Here is a 3,674-nt window from a genome sequence, read left to right as displayed (position 1 = left end):
TTTACATTTTTCTGCATCCACAAAGCGAAAACCAATAGTATCCCAATAGTTTATGCCTCCTTTTTTAGAATTACCTTTACCTTTATACTCTTTTTCAACACCTCTTTTGATTGTAAAATAAAAACTTCTTACAGGACCTCTGACATGAACAAAAGGTTTGGTATATTCCACTTTCGTAATTTTGTCGAGATCTATCCATTTTTTTTTCCCAATATATTTATTAACATGACTAGGTTTAAAATAAACTGTCAATTGTGTTTTAGATATTGTGTATTTCCCCGTCACATATCGTGGAGTATTGTCTTGAATAAACTTTGCTAATCCATTTGAAGTCTGTAATTCAAGTTCTTCAATTTTTTCTTTCGCTTCTTTGTCATATTTTCTATCTCCATCAGTATTTAGATAAGTATTGTAACTATCTATACTATTTAAGAAAGTTGCGGTGTTCCATTTTATTCTATCGAGTTCCTTACTTTTATTTTCTTGGATTTTTTCCATCCTGTTATCAAAAGCCTCTTTTTTTCTTTCTATGCGCCTCTCTTTATTATCATTTTTATCTTCATATTGTGAGTAACTATAAAGTGACTTTGACCCTTGGTTTTGTTTTTTCTCAAATGCGGTTTGAATTTCAGCCAGTTTTTTGTCAAGTTGTTCTCCTGTGCTTTTGTATAAAGCAAATTCGCTTGAGTTTTCAACATTATCTGGCACCATTAATTTAAGGGTTTCGTAGGCTATTTTTGCTTTCGTATAATCTTGCGTGTTGTAATACGCCATAAATAAAAGGGCTTCTACTTTGGGGTTGGACTTGCCTAAACTCGTTTTAACACGCTCGGTTTGCTTTACTGCCTCTGTAAAGTTGCCGTTTTTGTAAAACTCTTCTGCTTTAGTGAAGTTTTGTTTGGGAGTTTGGGCAAAAATTGAACAGCACCCTAATAAGAGAATTAAAAATATATAATATTTTTTCATTTTTTTAAATTTATTATTTTTCAAAATAGTCTTCCCTTTCTATAGCCACTAAGTTGCCCTTAAAATTTAATTTATCATCATAAAATGCAAAATTAATTCTCCAAGTTTTAAATGTGGCGCCTCTTCCAATTCCACTTAAAATAAGATTTATTCCATTTTTGTTCACAAGATTATGTACCCTGTTTCTCTGAAAATCGAAAGGCCCGCCTTCATCTCTATTTCCTTCAAAATCATATTCATAGTAAATATTCCAAGGCATATCAATATTTCCTCCGTAATTGTATGGCGTGTTTTGTGTAAATATCACGTTAAAATTCTCATCTATATTAGGTCGTTCATCAAATTCATAATATGAAACATCCCCATCTTTGTCAATCAAGTACAAGACATTTGCTATATCTACTAGAGGGAAACCACGATCATTTTTATTGTAGGTATCTTTAAAAACTCTTTCCCCAGCAAAATTAGTGATTTCGTAGTATTCACTTGTATATGCACCATTGATATCTATTTTAAATAGGATATAATTATCTAATAGTATACCTATTGGATTCGGTGTTTTTTTGGTCGCTTCTTTCCAATGTCTATAATGCTGTGCATACGCTTCCTTCCATATCATCGCTATATCACTATCTGGAACATCTGCATATTCTTTAGGGTCATATTCTTGCAAAAAATCATTTTTAAGCGTTATCTCATTTCCCGTATCAAGATCAATTAGTACATTTATATTTGTGCCGTCCCTTTTGCCTGCGGTTTTAATACCAACTTTTGGCATTGGATTAACTAGCTCAGGTAATTCACCCCATTCATCATTACGATTATATTCAGTAGTACGTTGAATTTTTGCCAACTCAGCATCTAATATTTCCTGCAGGCTTAATTCTTTCTTTTTATTTTTATAACGGTCATAAGTTTTTATGATATCTATCATTTCATATTCTGGCCATTCTAACGTTTCAATTGAGGCATTAACATTTAATTGTTTTACTTGCTTCCAGATGTTTTTAATTTTTTTAATTCGCTGTTTTTGTTCCTCTTCTGAAAGACGCTTAAAACTAGCTTCTGAAACATTTAAATTTACCAATTGGCCCATAGGTTCTGGGTATTGCCAATCAAAAAACTCGTTCCAAGTGGGTGGGCTTCCTGCAACTGTAGGTTCTCTAAACGCACCTTCTTTTGCAATAAGTAAATCAACATCTTTAACTATATAAGTATAGTTAACATCAATAGGGACACTAGATTCTTCTACACTAATTTTTCTAGCATTACCTGATATTTTAATGTCTACTTTTGTAGGTCTTAAGTCTAAAAAACGTTTTTGTAAGTCTGGATACTCTTTGAGTTGATCTAACCCAATGCTTCTTGTCGTATTATCAACTTTTACCCTAAAGCTTTCTTTTCTAAACCATTGAAAGGCGTACATTTCTAAGGGTTCACCTAGATAATCCCACACTTTCATTTTGAGGGTAAATTCATTGAGTAAACCTGTTTTATCCACTGCATCGATAGGAGCTCTGTTCATAATGCCAAGGACTTTTATGTCACCTATGAAACGTCCTTTGGAGTCTTCTACTAAAGTACCGTCGTAAATTTGTGCATTTGCAACAAAGGTAAATATGAGCAGTAGGATTGGAATGAGTTTGTTTTTCATATTTTTTAATTTTTAATCTTCTTTCGCTTCTTTAATAAATAATTTAGTTAAAAGGCTTTCATTCGTTTCAGAATTAGTTTCTAAAAATTCATTCAAATAACTACTCGTAGTTCCGTGAGGGTTTACGTGCTTTAATTTGAGTTTAACTATTAAGGCGATAATTTCTATTTTTTCACCTTCTTTTGTTTTTGAAGGTAAGAAAAATTGTGCTTCATTTTTTGCTTTTAGCGCTAGCTCAGTAGATTGAAAACTTGGATTAACCAGATTAATACTTGATGTTCCTAAATCAATAATTTTTTCTCGTACAGCTTCACTATCTTTAATATCTTCTCTAACAAATGCACTAATTGATTAATCAAAATTGCTAATAATAAGGTCGTAATTCTTATGAATTTTTACGGGAGTATGCGTTTGTACAATATTTGAAAGTTCAACTTTTAGAAAATTATCTACTACATAAAAATCAAAATCATAGGTTGCCAAACTGTCCTTTTCGGTGCTTCCTTTTGCGTAAAAAAGTTCCTTAACCTTTATAAGAGCCAATTTATCCTTTAGTTTTTTGAAATTTATTACTTGTGGGCTTAAAACCTCACTTTCAAAAGTATAATCTTCTACCTTTTTAGCAGTTGCTTTTTTAAGAGCATTACTTCCATATTTGATGATTTCTGGAAGTAAAATTCCTACTACTGTTCCTGCGCCAATAAGCTTATTATTACCTGTTTTTTCATTTTTGATGTAGACAGGTACTTCCATTTCCGTAATAATACCCTTTACCTTTTCACAATCCAAGTTTGTATTCTGTATTTTAAATTGAGCAAAGGTTGAACAGTAAACTAATAATGTGCATACTGCTGTAATTATTGATTTTTTCATTGTGTTTAGGTTTTAGCTTTCAAAGATTGAGTTTAATATTAATTAAATCAATACCTACTAATAGGTTTTTTTTGCTTGTTGCCAACAATGGTATATAGAACATAATGTTCTATATACCACCAATATAGGATATATATAACATATGTTCTATACATCTTTTATATAATTCTAAGAATCAAGA

The 3,674-nt window shown here is 31.3% G+C and carries 3 protein-coding genes; all 3 read right to left on the bottom strand.

Annotation, left to right across the window (positions count from 1 at the left end; all coding sequences use genetic code 11):
* Nucleotides 1-966, bottom strand: a 966-nt coding sequence (locus CXF67_RS08645; protein ID WP_219621028.1) for an outer membrane protein assembly factor BamD, incomplete at its 3' end; no start/stop codon positions are given.
* A 13-nt stretch (nt 967-979) separates the two neighbouring features.
* Nucleotides 980-2,620, bottom strand: a complete 1,641-nt coding sequence (locus tag CXF67_RS08640; protein WP_102088394.1) for a hypothetical protein — start codon at nt 2,618-2,620, stop codon at nt 980-982.
* A 351-nt stretch (nt 2,621-2,971) separates the two neighbouring features.
* Entirely contained in the window at nt 2,972-3,493 is a 522-nt protein-coding gene (locus tag CXF67_RS08635; protein WP_102088393.1) for a hypothetical protein, read from the bottom strand.
* Nucleotides 3,494-3,674 lie beyond the last annotated feature (181 nt).

This window comes from Psychroflexus sp. MES1-P1E, from assembly GCF_002836055.1.
In the GTDB taxonomy this organism is placed as follows: Bacteria; Bacteroidota; Bacteroidia; order Flavobacteriales; family Flavobacteriaceae; genus Psychroflexus.
Note: the sequence above shows the minus strand (reverse complement) of the source record. Positions and strands in the feature narration are given on the sequence as shown.